General features: G+C 39.4%; 18 protein-coding genes. 14 read left to right on the top strand and 4 right to left on the bottom strand.

From position 1 onward, the window contains the following. Positions 1-503: 503 nt before the first annotated feature. Positions 504-833, top strand: coding sequence for a TIGR04104 family putative zinc finger protein (locus ABC357_RS09360; protein WP_412887240.1), 330 nt, complete (start codon positions 504-506; stop codon positions 831-833). Here the strand turns inward: ABC357_RS09360 and ABC357_RS09355 are convergent. Next, complete coding sequence (locus ABC357_RS09355; RefSeq protein ID WP_412887239.1) at positions 825-1706, bottom strand: DMT family transporter; 882 nt, start codon at positions 1704-1706, stop codon at positions 825-827. The two genes, ABC357_RS09360 and ABC357_RS09355, sit on opposite strands and share 9 nt — an antisense overlap. A gap of 522 nt (positions 1707-2228) precedes the next feature. Here ABC357_RS09355 and ABC357_RS09350 point away from each other — a divergent pair. The 4 genes from ABC357_RS09350 (at position 2229) to ABC357_RS09335 (ending at position 5141) form a co-directional block, all read left to right on the top strand. Then, positions 2229-3251, top strand: a complete 1023-nt coding sequence (locus tag ABC357_RS09350) for an NADH:flavin oxidoreductase/NADH oxidase (protein ID WP_412887238.1) — start codon at positions 2229-2231, stop codon at positions 3249-3251. A gap of 549 nt (positions 3252-3800) precedes the next feature. Next, complete coding sequence (locus ABC357_RS09345; protein ID WP_412887237.1) at positions 3801-3968, top strand: hypothetical protein; 168 nt, start codon at positions 3801-3803, stop codon at positions 3966-3968. A 281-nt stretch (positions 3969-4249) separates the two neighbouring features. Then, the gene (locus tag ABC357_RS09340) at positions 4250-4600 is read left to right on the top strand and encodes a hypothetical protein (RefSeq protein ID WP_412887236.1); all 351 of its coding nucleotides are present in this window, start codon (positions 4250-4252) and stop codon (positions 4598-4600) included. A 373-nt stretch (positions 4601-4973) separates the two neighbouring features. After that, positions 4974-5141 (top strand): hypothetical protein, encoded by a 168-nt coding sequence (locus tag ABC357_RS09335; RefSeq protein ID WP_459562752.1) that lies wholly within the window; start codon positions 4974-4976, stop codon positions 5139-5141. Between the two features lie 382 nt (positions 5142-5523). Here the strand turns inward: ABC357_RS09335 and ABC357_RS09330 are convergent, their stop codons facing one another. Beyond that, a complete protein-coding gene (locus ABC357_RS09330; RefSeq protein ID WP_412887235.1) occupies positions 5524-6588 on the bottom strand; it encodes a DUF3900 domain-containing protein in 1065 nt (354 codons plus the stop codon). Between the two features lie 177 nt (positions 6589-6765). Between ABC357_RS09330 and ABC357_RS09325 the strand changes: the two genes are divergently transcribed. The 3 genes from ABC357_RS09325 (at position 6766) to rraA (ending at position 8419) form a co-directional block, all read left to right on the top strand. Next, the gene (locus tag ABC357_RS09325; RefSeq protein WP_412887234.1) at positions 6766-7116 is read left to right on the top strand and encodes a hypothetical protein; all 351 of its coding nucleotides are present in this window, start codon (positions 6766-6768) and stop codon (positions 7114-7116) included. A 57-nt stretch (positions 7117-7173) separates the two neighbouring features. After that, complete coding sequence (locus tag ABC357_RS09320; RefSeq protein ID WP_412887233.1) at positions 7174-7824, top strand: uracil-DNA glycosylase; 651 nt, start codon at positions 7174-7176, stop codon at positions 7822-7824. 112 nt (positions 7825-7936) lie between these two features. Beyond that, entirely contained in the window at positions 7937-8419 is a 483-nt protein-coding gene (gene rraA / locus ABC357_RS09315) for a ribonuclease E activity regulator RraA (protein ID WP_412887232.1), read from the top strand. Between the two features lie 85 nt (positions 8420-8504). On the opposite strand, the gene ABC357_RS09310 is transcribed toward rraA, so the two are convergent. Both ABC357_RS09310 and ABC357_RS09305 read right to left on the bottom strand, forming a co-directional pair. Then, positions 8505-8828 carry an AzlD domain-containing protein gene (locus ABC357_RS09310; protein ID WP_412887231.1) on the bottom strand — a complete coding sequence of 108 codons (324 nt, stop codon included), beginning with the start codon at positions 8826-8828 and terminating at the stop codon, positions 8505-8507. Further along, positions 8825-9550, bottom strand: coding sequence for an AzlC family ABC transporter permease (locus ABC357_RS09305; RefSeq protein ID WP_412887230.1), 726 nt, complete (start codon positions 9548-9550; stop codon positions 8825-8827). Before ABC357_RS09305 ends, ABC357_RS09310 begins: the two co-directional genes overlap by 4 nt. Before the next feature lie 76 nt (positions 9551-9626). On the opposite strand from ABC357_RS09305, the gene ABC357_RS09300 reads away from it, so the two are divergent. The 6 genes from ABC357_RS09300 to recQ all read left to right on the top strand — a co-directional run bounded on the left by ABC357_RS09300 (position 9627) and on the right by recQ (position 15621). Beyond that, positions 9627-10181: a helix-turn-helix domain-containing protein gene (locus ABC357_RS09300; RefSeq protein ID WP_412887229.1), complete on the top strand. Its 555-nt coding sequence runs from the start codon at positions 9627-9629 to the stop codon at positions 10179-10181. Positions 10182-10257: 76 nt separating this feature from the next. Next, entirely contained in the window at positions 10258-11184 is a 927-nt protein-coding gene (locus ABC357_RS09295) for an MBL fold metallo-hydrolase (protein ID WP_412887228.1), read from the top strand. Positions 11185-11417: 233 nt separating this feature from the next. Beyond that, positions 11418-11594 (top strand): hypothetical protein, encoded by a 177-nt coding sequence (locus tag ABC357_RS09290; RefSeq protein WP_412887227.1) that lies wholly within the window; start codon positions 11418-11420, stop codon positions 11592-11594. A gap of 6 nt (positions 11595-11600) precedes the next feature. Next, the gene (locus ABC357_RS09285; RefSeq protein ID WP_412887226.1) at positions 11601-11747 is read left to right on the top strand and encodes a hypothetical protein; all 147 of its coding nucleotides are present in this window, start codon (positions 11601-11603) and stop codon (positions 11745-11747) included. Between the two features lie 146 nt (positions 11748-11893). Then, entirely contained in the window at positions 11894-13153 is a 1260-nt protein-coding gene (locus ABC357_RS09280; protein WP_412887225.1) for an exosporium glycoprotein BclB-related protein, read from the top strand. A gap of 320 nt (positions 13154-13473) precedes the next feature. Then, complete coding sequence (gene recQ, locus ABC357_RS09275; RefSeq protein ID WP_412888626.1) at positions 13474-15621, top strand: DNA helicase RecQ; 2148 nt, start codon at positions 13474-13476, stop codon at positions 15619-15621. The last annotated feature ends 97 nt before the right edge of the window (positions 15622-15718 follow it).

Genomic DNA, 15718 nt, shown 5'->3' with positions numbered 1-15718 from the left:
TATACTTCCCGTTCAGGTATGTTATTGGACGTAAGGTCATTTTCGTAGGAAGCAAATCTTTGTTTGAATCGCAATGTCTTGTCGGTAAAAAGGAAGCTGTGGTTCAATGAACTTCATTTTATATCGAAGTTGTGTATGAAAAATAGATAAAAGAGAAAACTGATCCATTTCCGATAGTGTGTGAAACTCTTTGGTAGCCTTTAAGTGGACCCAAAACGAGTATTGATGTTTTTTTATGGAAATTTCGTGGAAATAAGGGGAGAACAGCCATTTTTTGACAGTTTTTCTGCTATCGTTTTAGCTTCCTTGTATTGTATTTGCGGGTCGGTTAAAGGGCAAGAAATAACGACGCACAAAAGGATTAGTAGGAAAATACTCCATTTCAAGGGCACTTATATCTACTCGCTTTCTACAATTTCGCATCAGACAGTAAGTGTACAAGAAAATTGTTAAGAAAAAAGAAATCATTGTTACTACTTTAGCAATCGTGTATACCTGGTAAGATGAATTCATATAGGGGGATCGTTATGGCCAAATTTACATGCTGCACGTGCGGTGAGAAAGTCGGTTATTGGACCTTATACAGAAAGTTGTTCACCTTTAAATCATTGGTGATATGCCCTAAATGTTGCAACACGATCTACATTACAGCCCAATCCCGTAAAAGGGCCAGTCTAATCCTATCGCTTCCATTATTCATTAATTTCATTTTTGTAACGTTTCGATTTCCATTCACTTGGTCATTCATTCTTCTAGTTGGCAGCTGTGTCATCTTTTCATTTATACTTCCGTTCGTATGCCACCCTTCCAGTAGGGAGGAACCATTATGGTGATGCATGTTGGTTAGACTTCCCACTAGGTTTCAGCAAGGAATAAAACAAACCGGTAAAAATGAAGAGTATACCGGCCCATTGCATCCAGCCGGGTTCAACATCCGTAATGACAATATCCAGCAGAATGGCGACCGCCGGATCGACGAAAATCATAAAAGAAACAACCGCTGTAGGCAAATAGCGAATGCTGTTGAAAAAAAGAAGATACACAATTCCTGTATGGACAAAACCCGTAAAAATGGCAAAGAACCATTCATGATTCGATAACATTCCATAAGAATGATAGTCTATAAAAGGGAAAACAAGCAACAGCCCGACTAACATCTGGATAAACGTAGTTGCATACACACTCATTACAGTAATGCTTTTGCCTAAAAGCATAGTTAAAGCATAGAAAAAAGCAGCAAAGATTCCAAAAATTATCCCTTTCCATTCAATTGCGGCCGTACTGAATCCATTTGTTGCAACAATGCAAATGGTGCCGATGAAACACAATGTAATAGCCAGAATGGATAGCAGAGTCAAACGTTCCCGGAAAACGAAACTGCCCATAAGGAGTACAAGAATGGGCGCGATATGATAGAGAGTGATCGCAATCGTCACCGAGACAAGCTCAAATGATTTAAACAAGAAAATCCAGTTCAAGACATTAGATATTCCGCAAGCTAATACAAGCATCCATTCTTTCTTGCTCCACTTCTCCTTTTTCGCGTGGCCACTAATAACCCATGCCATCCCCAAAAAGAGCGCTGCACATGCACAGCGGACGAAAACAAGCTCCAACGCTTTCAATCCTGTAAAGGGAGAAAGAAACCCAATTGATCCGAATATTGCCATGGCTGTAATGAGCTGAAGCAATGCGTTTTTATTCATCTGTATTCTCCTTGTATGTCTATAGTATATAAAAGTAATTATATCGTACAAAGTTTGACAGTTCTTGATGAGTATAAAAGTAACTTAATTATTGAACACTGTGATTTATATTTAGATAAGGATTACTAAGAAATTTAAAACTTAACAATTGAAGACAAAATGAAGACACTATTAGCAATCGGAACTGATATTGAAACAAATGTTAAAACTCGAAGAGAGTAACGATTATTTATAGAACGTATTTTGACGAATTGAAGATGTTTACTGGTGGAAATAAATACAGTTCTTTTTGGAATAACAAGTATATTTATTAGAATTCAATTATTGAAGAAGCTAATATCATTTTTATGTTAGTTTCAACTAACGTAGAAAATCATTTAAATCAATATGAATAAAACTATTATTTTAACTATACTTTTAAAAGAATTAACGCCTGGCTTTTAGTTCTTTATGCGGAATTGAGTGGACTAAACCAATTTGATAATAAATATACTATAGGGAGCTTTAGAAAGGAGGAGTTTTATGGCAAACCTAATGAGTGAATTTAAAATGAAAGATTTAACTATAAAAAATCGAGTGATGATGTCACCTATGTGCCAGTTTTCTGCAACTGGGAAAGATGGTATGCCAACGGATTGGCATCTACAACACTACACAAGTCGAGCAATAGGCGGAGTAGGTCTTGTTATGGTAGAAATGACAAATGTTGAGGCAAGAGGAAGAGTTACAGATTATTGTTTGGGTTTATGGTCAGATGAGCATAGAGATGCACTTAAAAAGATTGTCGATCAAGTTCATAAATACGGAGCTAAAATTGGAATACAAATTGCACACGCTGGTCGTAAAGCGGAACATGAGTTAGAGCCTGTGGCACCATCTGCACTAGCATTTGATGATACTTATAAAACTCCAAAAGAATTATCAATAGATGAAATAAAAGAACTCATTCACAAATTTAAAGAATCTACTATACGCGCAGTTGATGCTGGTTTTGATTTGATTGAACTTCATGGAGCACATGGTTACTTAATACATCAGTTTTTATCTCCTTATACTAATAAACGTACTGACTTATATGGGCATGACAGAAAAAGGTTTGGTATTGAAGTTGTTTCCGCAATGAAAAGTGTAATGCCTGGTAATATGCCGTTATTTTTACGCGTATCAGGAATTGAGTACGTTAGTGGTGGATATGATATTGAGGAAGCGGTTAGTTTTTCTAAAGTTTTCAAAGATGCTGGAGTAGATGTGTTTGACGTTAGTTCAGGAGGAGAAGGCCCCATTGATGCTGCTGGTAGACCAGGTACACATGGGGGATATCAGGTACCCTTGGCTAGAAGAATAAAAGAAGAGTTGCAAGTGCCAGTTATTGCTGTTGGCCGTTTAGAAAATGAGACTCTGGCTAATTCAGTCATTGGTAATAATGATGCTGATATAGTAGCAATAGGACGTGGCCTGTTAGCAAACCCTTATTGGACATTAACTGCTGCTTCAAGACTTAAGTTAAATAACTTTGTTCCTCAACAATATAACACTGCTTTTTAAATGAAAAATTATCAGCGCTATGTTTCTAGGAGTAATTTTCTCATATGTGTACTGTTATAAAAATGATAAACATTACCACTGTTTATGGAGCAAGTATATCGAACTTTCTTATAAAGAGAGGGTTTTATATTGGAACATTTCTTGACAGTGAAGAAAGTTCCAAATAGAATAAGTGATTTGCAGCATACTTGGGTTTAGTTTCAATGTAAGCTCCAGTATCAAAGTAAGAACAGGTCATATTTGGATATGCTCATATCGGTAGTATTATTGAGGTTGCTGAACGAATGAACATGATTGATTAAGGGATCAATGGAAGGGACTTGACTAAGGATGATGTTAGAGAAGTAATACTATCAAAGCCACATAAAGTGGACTTGCATAAAGAAATTCGAAGATTATATTTAAAGAAGACTCAACCAATTAGAAGTAAAACAAACAAAACTTATCAATGACACCTGAATAAGGTGCTCTTTTTTATTCGCAATAAAACATCGGTTGCTTTGTTGTTGTACCCATATAACAGTAAAATCATAAAGGATAAATAAGGAGATGGTTTATTTTAATATAGAATGTGTATTAAAAGTAGCTGGTATAGTTATAATTGTTTTAGGTGTTGCCTTTGGAATTTATAATTTAGTAGGAAATCTAGAAGTAGCTAGGCAGATAAGCCAATCTTTAAGTAGTGATCCTGATAGTCTTATGTATACAGAAAATTAATTTAGATACAGTATTATAATGTATTTTGTTCTTTATAAGGAAGGTTCAATTTTTATTGGCCTCGTTTGATTTAGCTTTGCTAAAATTATTGAACTTAAAAAGAAACTGATTGTAGTTATGAAACCAAACACCCAGGCAAAGAATGAATAAGTAAGCGTAAACTATTATGAATTATATAAGGGAAAAACATCCATGTTACCCATAATAAGAGTATTTAAGTTCTAGTATAATAGGGAATTTAAATAATGAGTAATTAAAACTCACTAAAGAAGGTGAATATCATGGAAGAAAAAATCCTGATGGAAGGGCTTTGTAACCGAGTGAAAAATCCTTTCTATGTACAAAATGGACATGGAATGCTGACAAATGAGCGGTTTATTTACTCAAAGCATAGCCTAGCTAAAACTGTTGCAATTGGCCTTTTTGTAAACTTGACCAAAGGAAGTTATGAGTTTGAAATTCCAATTTCGGAAATTGATTCAGTCACAAGAGGAAGACAAGGGTTAAGCAATAGTGTAATCGTAATCAATACGAAAAAAGGAGAATCATATAAGTTTGCAGTTACTAAGTATATGGAATGGGAAATTGCATTTAAGAATGTTTTAGCTAATGAATTAAACACCGTTAATTAAATGATATTTTAGGCAAGTATAATTAGGGATTTTATGGTATATTCTATACGGATATACCTTTTTTTGAGTGGCGATGAATATGGAACAATTCAAAGAGAATACATTAGAGAAGGTTGATCAGGTATTAAAACTGTACTATGACGAATATTTAAGCATAGGTAAGATAGCGAATATTGTACATTTGCAGCCTATAACAGTTTAAAAAGTACTTAATCATTTTGGATTAGGGATATTATCGAAAAAGGATTACTACACTTAAAATCTGTATATTAGCACACCAGCAGGTGAAACAATTCTAATTGTTGCTGGTAACAAAGCCAAGCGGAATCAAGTAGGGGCGTAACTAAAGAAACTGAAAATTAGTAAGGTTAATGTGCTAATTTGTACACATCCTGAAGCTGACCATATTGGGGGATTAGATGAAGTAATCGGTGCATTTCCAAATGGAACTAACTATCTAAAGTGTCACATACTTCAAAATCATATAAAGATTTCCTATATACTGTTAAATCTTGAAAGTATGAAGATGATTATGTTGTAATTGAGATTAATGGTGTTACAAATGTTTTCCTAAATCAATACTGCCTAAAGGAGCAAAGGAGGTAGTACTGTGGATATTGAGAATCACGTGGATGTAATAAAAGCAGAAACAGATAAAAGAAGAAAAGAAATTGAAGACTTAATGGATGATGTTTGGGAAGATTAAAGTAATGGATATTCATTTCACATGTTGGTAAACTAGAATTTTTTCTGTATGTAAACCCACTGATATTAGTCAGTGGGTTGTTTTTTGTTAAGAAGATTAAGGCTACGTATAAAGTTTTATAAAATTATCACAAAAAATACCACACATATCTATAAAAATTCTGTAACATACTGAATTTTATATTTAAAAATTCAATTCCCTTTCATTTCCACCTGCTTTATTCAACCGGATTCCTACCCTTAATCCGCTCAATCACCACATCCAATTCATCAGGCTTCAAAAATTCGATCGGGCTGGCGTTTTTCTCGAAGACAATGGAGTCTGATTCGATGATCGTTACATATTTGCCGTTCAGCTTTGCCATATGGATAGTATCTCCGAAATCAGACAGCATTCCATTCAGGCCAACATGATCCAACTTCATCCGCAGCTCTAAATCAGGGGTGATTTCAACCAATGAAGCCGCAGCCTCTACGATTTGGTGAGTATCCAGCTGCTCTTTGATTTCGCGCTTGTCGCTGACGCTCCACACTTCCATCTCCTGCTCGAACGCCTTCATTTCTTCACTTTCGTCTTCCAATGATTCCATGATTTGTTCTGAGACCATCTCCATGACCTGGGCTTTCATGATTTCCGGCATCGGTTCATTATAGTCAACAAATTTCAGGAAATCCTCAAAGTATTTGGCATGGGAGGATTGGTGGATTTTCAGTTCATTCTCTTCAACCATGCCTTCCTCGGGCATATGGGGATACATGATTGATTTCATATTTTTGGTAGTGATAGCCATTTCCACATTCCTTATGAGTGTCCGTTCATCGGAGATGGAAGCGACCTTTGGTTCGAAATCGCATTTCAATAGAAATAGGAATGGTTCATCAAAATATTTATTCAGTTTGGCGGTCAGTATGATGAATGCTCCGCCCCGGACTGAGCTTGTATCCATATATAATTGTACAAACTGTTCGGCATGTTCGTGGAATTGTTCCTTTGTTTCGGAAAAGCAGGTTTTGTTGAATAGTACGAAGTTCGGGTTCGATGTGGCATCGAATCCTTCCTGTACAATAAAATAACCAAGCTTGGTCGGAACATTTTCCGCTTTCGGATGCTTTTCAACCTTTCGTTTGGCGATTTTTTTTAATTCGCCGCCGAGGAATTCATTGAGCGGGCTCTGCAAATATTCCTCTGACTCCATTGTTTGGAAGTGTTTTGCTTTTTTCGACCCTTCATCGCCTTCGTCCTGTATTACATAAAAAGATAAATAAATAATATCGAAATCCATAGTGTTACCTCTTTTTCATAAAGTCCCTCTCTGAAGTATAGTGATTCCGAGGGGATTTAGTCAATTACGGATATATGTTCAAATATTCCCAACAGCACGAATCTGCTATATAATTAGTTATTGCAGAATCGCACGTATTGGATAGAAAAAGGGCGCTAGGATTGAAGGAGTAGGGGAATGGCACAGAAATATAGCATACATATCAATAAATTAGAGAGAAAAGTGGAAATAGCTGTTTGTGGAGTGATGGAAGAAAGAGATGCCTACGCATTTCTGGATGAATATATCGAAAAAACTTCAGCTATTAAAACGTCGAAATATATGTTGGAACTGGATAGTACAGAAATGGATTATCTTGATGATATACCTTCGCAACTTCTAAAGGAAGCCTACCAGTTATATAAAGAAAGCGATTTTGAAAAAATAATTCTTATTATGAAACTACTCGGCAATACGATGCTTAATATGCAGATTATGCAATTGGCAAGGGAGTCAGAGTTTACACAGTTTGAAGTCCAGATGGTTTGAAACGCTGTTTTTTTAGGGAAGAATAAGCATAAACTGATCGTATGGGAGAGTGTGATCATGAGACTTCCTGAAGAATTGGCAAAGTGGGGCCAGGAGCGGATTAAAGGAAACGACGTAGAAGGGTTTGTATATGGACAAGGACCTGATGAACCGGTGTTTATGATGGTCGGAGAAGCCCCGGGAGAAACGGAAATCCATAATGGCATCCCTTTCAGCGGAAAGGCAGGGAAAAAACTGATGGCCTTTATTGCTGAACTGGGGCTGCAAAGGGAAGATGTCTATATTACCAGCGCAGTGAGAAGCAGGCCTTATAAATGGAAGGATAAGAAGGAACGGGACGGAAGGATCACTAAGAAAAAATACAATAGGGCCCCTACCGCCAAAGAAATAGTGGCCCATGCGCCGTTATTGGATTATGAAATCCGCACAGTCGATCCGCCGCTTATTGTAACTCTTGGAAATGTAGGATTGAAGCGGTTGGCTGGATCCAAAGAAAAAATCACTGACTGCCATGGGACTTTTTTATACCGGCCTATTCTCGAATGGGATGAAAAGCATGGAATGGTGCTGTCTGAAAAAAAGTATCATATCTTTCCGACTTTTCATCCAGCGAGCGTTTTTTATAATCCAAAAGCTGCCCAATATATTGCTGAGGACCAGAAGAAACTAAAGAAGTGGCTTGAAGAGCATATATTGGACTATAGATGACAGATGCGGAAAGTACTGATCCGCATCTGTTTTTTAGTTGGTAGTAAGCGTGAGTGTACATGTTATAATAGGGTAATTGATTGAAAATTATGTCGCGGGGAGGATTTTCTAAATGAAAAATGCAGATATTTGCGATCGGTTCATCGAACGGGTGTCCATATGTGAGCAGGAATTTCATACATATGGCAATAGAAAGTCGTTTTCAGGTCCGATTGAAACAGTGAGGGTGTTTGAAGATAATGTGCTTGTTGTTAAAGCGTTGGAATCGATTCCAGAAGGAAGTGTGCTGGTGGTGGATGGGGGAGGCTCCAAAAAATGTGCGCTGATGGGTGATCGGCTTGCGGGAATTGCGGTTACAAGGAATCTTGCTGGTGTCATCATTTATGGTTGCATTAGAGATTGTGCAGAAATCGACGAAATGGATCTCGGTGTGAGGGCATTGGGAACCAATCCGAAAAAGAGCAGGAAGGATGGCAAGGGGCACCGCAATATTTGCTTGTATTTCGGAGGCATTGAATGGCACGCCGGAGATTATGCCTATTGTGACGAAGATGGAATCCTTGTGGCTAAAGAAAAGCTGCCTGAAATAGAATAAATGACATGCGCTGCTATTTATTGGCTCTGCCATACATAAAGAGCTTATGGACATATTGAATTCTTCATGAGACAGAGCCTGTTTTTTATAAAATCCACCGAATTAGAGCCATTGTTGCTACTCCGGTGATGACCGTCCATGATAGACTTTTTGACCAAATCGCAACGATTAAAGATGGCAATATGGCTGTAAGTGCATACCAGTCGATGGTAAGCCCGCTAGCTTGTTTAATGAGCACACTTTGGACAACTAAAGCCGTCAGAATGCATAATGGGATAAATGATAACCATTTGATCACTATCGCAGGCAAAGTGATCGAACGAACAACCATAAACGGCAGTATTCTTGGAATCAACGTCACTATAGAACAGCCGATAATCGTATAAAATACAAAGGGATTCAGGCTCATCTATCCATCACCGTCCCAATCGTTGCTACCAGTAAAGTGGATAATAGGACTGAGATATGTGTCGGTAAGAATAACGAGAAAAGAATCATAAAAATAACCATTAATGCAATGATTTTCACATATAAAAAAAGTTTGCCGCCTTTACTGTTTTGAAGCTGTAATACAAGCAAGGCGATAAACATAGCGGTAAGGGCGAAATCGAGCCCGAACTGTTCAGGGTTGGAAATCCATTTGCCGAAAACGGCGCCGGCTAGGCAGGAGAGGATCCAAGATAGATAGGCAGTAATATTTAATCCATTCATCCATTTGTCATTCATCGGTTCTTTCTTCACTATTTTGACCATCGTCACTCCGAAGGTTTCATCAGTTATTAAGCTGCCAATTCCAATATTTTTCCACAAGGAATACTTAGAAAAGTAGGGAGCGACTGTCATGCACAAGAGCAAATGACGGATGTTGACAATAAAAGTAGTGAGTATGATGGCTGTCATGGAACTTCCTGATGCTAAAAGCGCACAAATGATGAATTGTGCAGCCCCCGCATAGACTAGTGCTGAAAGAAGGACAATTTCCAGTATGCTCAGGTTGGAAGAGACCCCTACGATTCCTGCAGCAACCCCAATGCTGATATAACCGATAAGAGTAGGTATGCAATCTTTCATTCCCTCTAAAAATGAAGAAGAGGATTGTACAGTTGATTGTGTTGAACATTCAGAATTCATTTTATCCCTCCTTGTTTGTTATATTATACATTCGTATGTTAAAGTGTACAAGAAAAGAATGAAAGGGAGTTTATGAATGGATGATATTCAAAAGGCTGTCGCCCGCAATCTCCGCAGCATCCGGTTAGCCCGCCATTTAAGCTTGGACCAATTATCACAGCTAACTTCTGTATCCAAGGCCATGCTTTCACAAATAGAAAAGGGGCAATCGAATCCAACAGTAACGACTTTATGGAAGATCGCCAACGGCTTGCAAGTATCTTTCTCTACTTTTCTCAAGGAAGATGACCGACCTAATACATCTCTGGTTGAATTGGATACATTGGAACCAGCAATGGATGACGAGGCGCATTATCTTGTCTATTCCATTTTTCCTTTTGACCAGGAAAAACGCTTCGAATTGTTTACAGTTGATATCCACCCTGGCTTCACCCATCATGCGCAATCACATTCAGGCATCGAATACATAATGGTCCGGCAGGGGGAATTGACCGTAACGGTTGGAAGTGAATCGTTTACGGTCACTCCAAATAAAGTACTTCAATTTTCCAGTGCGTCGCCTCATTCGTATAAAAACGAATGCGAGGGAATTACGAGCTTTTATAATCTGATCTATTATCCTGTAGATTAGTACGTTAGGATTCATGTTTTGCTTTTTTTCTTGCAAGAGAGGAAAATAGATAGAAAAGAATGCTAGGTGATAAACGATGAGAAAAAAATATCAGAATTATGACCATATCAGCTCATTAAGCTCATTTTCCGAAACGAGGAAATGGCAAAAGGAGCGCAAAAAAAAAGTGAAAGATTTATCGGTTCAGATTCCCTTTTCACAACAGAGAGACGTGGAGAGAATTAATAGTAAACATATGGATTTTTCCATCACCTGGATCGGCCACTCCACTTTTTTGATCCAATGCGACGGATATGCTATTTTGACTGATCCGGTTTGGGCGAAATGGATGGGCTATGAAAAACGGTCAACGAAACCAGGGATGGCTTTTAATGAATTACCCAAAATCGACTATGTGTTGATTTCGCACAACCATTATGATCACCTTCACTATGGAAGCTTACGGAGATTAAAAGGAGAAATCACCTATCTGGTTCCGGATGGCCTAAAAAAATCATTTCTACGGAGAGGGTTTAAGAATGTCATACAGGCTGAGTGGTGGGATAGTTTTCGCATAGGGCCGTTATCATTCACTTTCGTCCCAGCCCAACATTGGACAAGAAGATCATTAACCGATACAAATACGTCCCACTGGGGAGGGTGGATGATTGAATCTTCCGGGAAAACTGTATACTTTGCAGGTGATTCCGCCTATTTTCGCGGTTTTAAGGAAATCGGTGGGCGGTTTGACATTGATTATACATTAATGCCTATCGGAGCTTATGAGCCTCAGTGGATTATGGGGAATGCCCATCTCTCTCCTGAAGAAGCCATCCAGGCATATTTGGATTCAAAAGGAAAAGTCATGGTACCGATGCATTATGGTGCATACCGCCTTGCTGACGATACCGGACCGGAAGCGTTGGAACTTCTTTTGAAGGCATGGAAAGAACAACAATTGCCGGAAGAGCAGCTTGCTGTGATGAAAATCGGCGAAACCATCTGGGACGAAAAAGAAAGCTGATCAGCTTTCTTTTTTTATGGAAAAGAAGAATTATATTCTTAATTAACAATGTTCTAAATTATCAATAATTATAAAAATATAGTCAGCAGCAAAATACATATGTAAACAGAATCAACAACCCAAATTCAATCAATAAACACATTTTCTTGCTACAATCAACCATAATTAGGTTTCTAATAGAAAGGCATGAGGTATAACAAAAAGCACTATTGTAAAGAAAGGGTGAGGTTTTCATGAGAGAAAAACCATATTTGTTGATATATAACCGAGGTGGGGAGCACGAAATTGAATGGTTTCGTACGGAGGATGAACTGGATTTATTCATTGAACAGCATCAAGGGATCGAAATAATAGAAGGGATTTTCCTGAAGCAAGCCGAAACAATCAGGGGATTTAAAAGAAGAGGATAATAGATTTTGGATAAGCGACTTCTGGTCGCTTTTTTTTATGGAAATATGAGGGCAGAACCATTTTTAAAGGCGTTCGGCCATTTGGAGCGTTTATCCATATTAAATATGATCAGAAGCAGGGTTATGGAATCTAAGCAATCAGTGGAATTATGAAAAATTTTAAAAATGGTGATAAATAGATGTGCAATTTTCAAGCTTCTGCATTTAATAGTAATGAATCAATATATTGAAATACTTCTAATTCTAGTAATTTCCCTAGTTTGAATAGTGATTCAATTATAATGAAAGGATGGTAAAAAATGAGCAAACGAAAATGTGGTTATAGCAGTTGTTATTGCGGTTGCGGTTCACCATATTGCTCGATTTGTTTTCCGTTTCCTCCAGGATTTCCTAGTTTCCCTGGTATTACCGGAGCTACTGGGGCAACAGGTCCGACCGGTCCAACAGGTCCATCTACTGGTGTGACAGGACCAACAGGCCCAGCCGGAGCAACAGGACCAACAGGCCCAGCCGGAGCAACAGGAGCAGCAGGAGCAACAGGAGCAGCGGGAGCAACAGGAGCAGCAGGAGCAACAGGAGCTGCCGGTGCAACAGGAGCTGCCGGTGCAACAGGAGCTGCCGGTGCAACAGGAGCTGCCGGAGCAACAGGCCCAGCCGGAGCAACTGGTCCAGCGGGTGCAACAGGAGCAGCGGGAGCAACAGGAGCTGCCGGAGCAACAGGAGCTGCCGGAGCAACAGGTGCAGCCGGAGCAACAGGAGCAGCCGGAGCAACAGGAGCAGCGGGAGCAACAGGTGCAGCCGGAGCAACAGGAGCAGCGGGAGCAACAGGAGCAGCGGGAGCAACAGGTGCAGCCGGAGCAACAGGTGCAGCAGGTGCAACAGGAGCAGCGGGAGCAACAGGAGCAGCGGGAGCAACAGGAGCAGCCGGAGCAACAGGAGCAGCAGGTGCAACAGGAGCAGCGGGAGCAACAGGTGCAGCCGGAGCAACAGGTGCAGCGGGAGCAACAGGTGCAGCCGGAGCAACAGGGGCAGCCGGAGCTACGGGTTCAGTTGGACCTACGGGTTCAAGTGCAGTTATTCCATATGCTTCAGGATTGCCGCTTGCCTTAACCTCCGTTTTAGGAGGAGTTGCATCCACTCAAGGCGTTGTTGGCTTTGGTAATTCAGGAACAACTCTTAGTGTTCTCGGAGCGCCAATCGACTTGACTGGCGGGTCAGGTGTTTTATTGAACTTTGCTTTTTCCGCTCCTCGAGCAGGAACAATTACAGCAATATCCGCTTTCTTTAGTGTAGCTGTAGCCTTATTGTTAACTGCGCCATCAACCATTTCAGTTAGGGTTTATCGATCAAGTCCAGCCTCAAATACATTTACACAACAGGGACTTGTAACCTTACCGGCAATTCCAGCTCTGTCCATCATCGGTACTACTACAAGTAACACTGCGGCACTCAATATTCCAGTTTTGGCAGGAGACCGAATTTTATTGGTAGCAAGTGTTGAATCAACAATTGCAGGTGTGGCAACAGGCTATTTAAGCGCTGGATTAACATTCAACTAAAGCCGAATGATAGGTAACTGTAAAAATGGATAACCAGTATGGCAATTGAACAAGAAGGAAAATGAAAAAAAAGAGGATTCCCTATTCTGCAGGCAAGAACGGGGAATCCATTTTTTTGATGACAAATTGAACATGATAATGGATGATAACCCGCCGTTTTACTTATTCTCGATTCAAGAGAAGGTGTTTTTTCTAATTAAAGGACAAATAGCACTTTTTTAATGCCAATTATCACTTTTTTTCAGATATCATGACAATCGACTTTGATTGAATTGTGATAAGATAAGCAGTAAGCAATGAAGAAAAGAGTAGGTGGAAACATGCTGCAAAAAGCAAAAGAGGTATTATCGTCCTATTTCGGATATGAGACATTCCGTAACGGACAAAGTGCAGTAATTGAGAGAATTTTGAATCGTGAGGATACATTATGCATTATGCCGACCGGCGGAGGTAAATCGATTTGTTATCAGGTGCCTGCATTGGTTATGGAAGGAACAACCATTGTCATAACTCCCCTTATTTCTTTAATGAAGGATCAAGTGGACGCTTTAAGACAAATTGGCGTCAATGCTACATATATAAACAGTACAATGTCCAATGAAGAAATGCGTGAGGTAATGGAAGAAATCCATTATGGAGAGTATAAATTGGTCTATATTTCACCGGAAAGGCTGCAATCCGATGATTTCCAAAGACTAATAAGCCATATGCGCATTCCGTTGGTTGCAATCGATGAAGCCCATTGCATATCACAATGGGGACATGATTTCCGTCCAAGCTACAGATTGATCAAACCGTTCATTGATTCCTTTTCTGAGAAACCGACAGTGTTGGCATTAACAGCAACTGCAACTCCGAAAGTACAGGAGGATATCCTATCCTCAGTCGACATACCTTCTGGCCAAATGGTCATGACAACTTTTAGAAGGAGCAATCTATTCTTTTCGATTATGAAGGGACAGGTCAGAGAAAGCTTTGTTGTTGATTATATGAAAGACCATAAAGATGAAATGGGCATTGTATATGTTGCAACCCGAAAAACAGGGGAGCAGCTATATAGATTGCTTCTCAAAAAAGGAATCAAAGCTGCTCTATATCACGGGGGTTTATCCAATGACCAACGTTTCCAGGCACAGGAAGCTTTTTTGCATGACCAAGTAAATGTAATGGTTGCTACAAATGCATTTGGTATGGGCATTGATAAAAGTAATGTCAGATATGTAATTCATTACCAAATGCCTAAAAACCTGGAAAGTTACTATCAGGAAGCGGGACGGGCAGGCCGTGATGGATTGGAAAGCAGATGCATCCTTTGTTTCAATGCGCAAGATGTCCAAGTGCAAAAATTTCTGATACAACAAGGAGATGGCGATCCAGAAAGAATAGAGCATGATTACCGTAATTTACAGGTCATGACCGACTACTGCCATACAGAGGAATGCCTTCAGAATTTTATTGTCTCTTATTTTGGAGAGGAAGTCCAAACACCTTGCGGAAGCTGTGACAATTGCGTGGATGAGCGCCATTCAGTCGATATGACAAGAGAGGCCCAAATGGTGCTGTCATGCATAATACGGACAGGGCAGAGATTCGGGAAAAATATGATATCGCAAGTATTGACAGGTTCCCGCAATAAAAAAGTGCTGCAATTCCATTTTGATGAACTCTCAACGTATAATTTGATGAAAAATACTTCATTGAAACAAGTGAATGCTTTCATCGATTATCTGATCGCCACTGACTTTATTACAATGAAACAAGGTGAATTCCCGTTTCTTACGGTTTCTGAAAAGGGAATGGCAGTTCTTAAAAGCGGGGAAAAAGTGTGGAAAAAAGAAGCAAAAGTCCCTGAACAGACGAGCCAAACCAAGAATAATCCACTATTTGAAGCTCTTCGTTTGTTAAGGAAAGAAATAGCTTCAAAAGAGGGAGTGCCTCCGTTTGTCGTCTTTTCGGATCAAACCCTATTGGACATGTGTTCCAGAATGCCGGGGAATTCGGAGGAATTACTTGATGTCAAAGGGATTGGGCAGGCAAAAAGGGACAAGTTCGGCGATGCATTTCTTGCTGTCATTAAAGAGCATTCATCAGATACAGATTCTCCTGGCAGTTCCTTGGACAAGCCGGTTGAGGATGGAGGCCTTTTGTTAGATGAGCCCAAGGAAAAATCCCATTTGGTTACATATCAATTATTGCAGGATGGTTTTTCTCTTAAGGAAATCGCAATGAAAAGGGATTTAAAAGAAACAACAGTCGAACAACATTTGTTCAAATGCCATAATGAGGGATTGGATATAGATTGGAGCTCCTATATTCCCGATCAATACCGTCCTTTGCTTTTAGAAGCAGTGCAAAACAATGTAGAACGTGAGGGTTTGAAAGCATTGCGTGACGTATTGCCAGAAGAGATTTCCTATTTTGTGATCCGGGCCTTCTTGCTGTCCATGGAACAAAAAGACAAAGGATAAAAAGCGGGAGCTGTGAAGGCTTCCTCTTTTTATAATGGCAGTAAACAAATAATTTGTCTGTTTAAGAAAGAAAGATATACTAGTAGTGTGTGCATTT

Source organism: Bacillus kalamii (genome assembly GCF_047238185.1).
Classification (GTDB): domain Bacteria; phylum Bacillota; class Bacilli; order Bacillales; family DSM-1321; genus Bacillus_AD.
This window is presented reverse-complemented; position numbering and strand designations above follow the sequence as displayed.

What these genes read in the sequence shown, in the direction of transcription:
- ABC357_RS09355 (WP_412887239.1), bottom strand. Translation starts at nt 1,706, where the DNA reads ATGAATAAAAACGCATTGCTTCAGCTCATTACAGCCATGGCAATATTC.
- ABC357_RS09305 (WP_412887230.1), bottom strand. Translation starts at nt 9,550, where the DNA reads ATGAATTCTGAATGTTCAACACAATCAACTGTACAATCCTCTTCTTCA.
- ABC357_RS09320 (WP_412887233.1), top strand. Translation starts at nt 7,174, where the DNA reads ATGAGACTTCCTGAAGAATTGGCAAAGTGGGGCCAGGAGCGGATTAAA.
- ABC357_RS09310 (WP_412887231.1), bottom strand. Translation starts at nt 8,828, where the DNA reads ATGAGCCTGAATCCCTTTGTATTTTATACGATTATCGGCTGTTCTATA.
- ABC357_RS09340 (WP_412887236.1), top strand. Translation starts at nt 4,250, where the DNA reads ATGGAAGAAAAAATCCTGATGGAAGGGCTTTGTAACCGAGTGAAAAAT.
- ABC357_RS09300 (WP_412887229.1), top strand. Translation starts at nt 9,627, where the DNA reads ATGGATGATATTCAAAAGGCTGTCGCCCGCAATCTCCGCAGCATCCGG.
- recQ (WP_412888626.1), top strand. Translation starts at nt 13,474, where the DNA reads ATGCTGCAAAAAGCAAAAGAGGTATTATCGTCCTATTTCGGATATGAG.
- ABC357_RS09295 (WP_412887228.1), top strand. Translation starts at nt 10,258, where the DNA reads ATGAGAAAAAAATATCAGAATTATGACCATATCAGCTCATTAAGCTCA.
- ABC357_RS09350 (WP_412887238.1), top strand. Translation starts at nt 2,229, where the DNA reads ATGGCAAACCTAATGAGTGAATTTAAAATGAAAGATTTAACTATAAAA.
- ABC357_RS09360 (WP_412887240.1), top strand. Translation starts at nt 504, where the DNA reads ATGAATTCATATAGGGGGATCGTTATGGCCAAATTTACATGCTGCACG.
- ABC357_RS09330 (WP_412887235.1), bottom strand. Translation starts at nt 6,588, where the DNA reads ATGGATTTCGATATTATTTATTTATCTTTTTATGTAATACAGGACGAA.
- ABC357_RS09280 (WP_412887225.1), top strand. Translation starts at nt 11,894, where the DNA reads ATGAGCAAACGAAAATGTGGTTATAGCAGTTGTTATTGCGGTTGCGGT.
- ABC357_RS09345 (WP_412887237.1), top strand. Translation starts at nt 3,801, where the DNA reads ATGGTTTATTTTAATATAGAATGTGTATTAAAAGTAGCTGGTATAGTT.
- rraA (WP_412887232.1), top strand. Translation starts at nt 7,937, where the DNA reads ATGAAAAATGCAGATATTTGCGATCGGTTCATCGAACGGGTGTCCATA.
- ABC357_RS09290 (WP_412887227.1), top strand. Translation starts at nt 11,418, where the DNA reads ATGAGAGAAAAACCATATTTGTTGATATATAACCGAGGTGGGGAGCAC.
- ABC357_RS09325 (WP_412887234.1), top strand. Translation starts at nt 6,766, where the DNA reads ATGGCACAGAAATATAGCATACATATCAATAAATTAGAGAGAAAAGTG.